General features: G+C 40.5%; 1 protein-coding gene. It reads right to left on the bottom strand.

What is annotated here, in order from left to right; genetic code table 11:
- Positions 1 to 53: 53 nt before the first annotated feature.
- Positions 54 to 986, bottom strand: coding sequence for an IS5 family transposase (locus tag FTU44_RS15060; protein ID WP_180051326.1), 933 nt, complete (start codon positions 984 to 986; stop codon positions 54 to 56).
- Positions 987 to 1021: the final 35 nt, after the last annotated feature.

Genomic DNA, 1021 nt, shown 5'->3' with positions numbered 1-1021 from the left:
CGGCTTTGTTGTATAAAGGTTTGAAAGGCTGAACTCCTCTAAGTAATCCAAATTTAAGAGACAACTTGGGTATGCGGGCGACCTAATTCTGTGAATTTATTCAAAACCGCTACGCGTGCGTGGATCTCATTTACCTGACTCGGAAAGCTCCTTGCTGTTAATTTATCGCCTAATAATTTAATGCAATGCATTTTGGTTTCCACCAAACTTCGACGGTGATAATCAGACCACTTTTTCCAAAGGGACCTACCTAGCCGTTTGACTGTCTTTAATAATTCGTTCCGCTCTAGAGACCTCGCTTGTTGATCTTTCCAAGGCTTTGCATTCTTCCTAGGTGGAATGATCGCATATGCATCTCGATCTAAAATGACTTCTCGGCAGTGCTTTGTGTCATAAGCACCATCTGTATAAACAGAATCAATTTTTTCATCCAAGGGAATTTGAGCAAGTAAATCTTCGAGTACTTGTGAGTCGCTGACATCATTTGTGGTGAGTTGTACTGCACGTATTTGCAGGGTTTTAGCATCTATACCAATGTGAAGCTTACGCCATTGGCGACGATATTCAGCCCCATGTTTCTTGCATTTCCATTCACCTTCACCAATAAACTTCAAGCCAGTAGAATCTACGAGTAGATGTAGCCCATTACTACTTTTTTGATAGCTAATCGCAATATCAATATGCTTTTGTCTACGACAAAGGGTGGAATAATCCGGAGCTGTCCAATCTAATCCAGAGAGTTTAATCAAGCTTTGAACAAAACCTGTGACCATGCGTAAAGAGAGTCGGAATAGCGATTTGATCATTAAGCAGCATTGAATCGCTGTATCAGAGTAGGTTTGATTTCGACCTTGCTTGCCTTGTGATTGTGCATACCACTGAGTCTTTGGATCAAACCAAATGGAAATATTACCTCGGTTGATTAAAGCTCGGTTATAGGATGACCAATTGGTTGTACGGTAGATTTTAGAAGCAGGCTTATTCATTTGGAAATTATATTGCTGAATAAGCCTTCCATGCT

Source organism: Acinetobacter sp. YH12105 (assembly GCF_013419095.1).
Lineage (GTDB): Bacteria > Pseudomonadota > Gammaproteobacteria > Pseudomonadales > Moraxellaceae > Acinetobacter > Acinetobacter pseudolwoffii.
The sequence above is the reverse complement of the archived record's forward strand: the minus strand, read 5'-3'. Positions and strand labels throughout refer to the sequence as shown.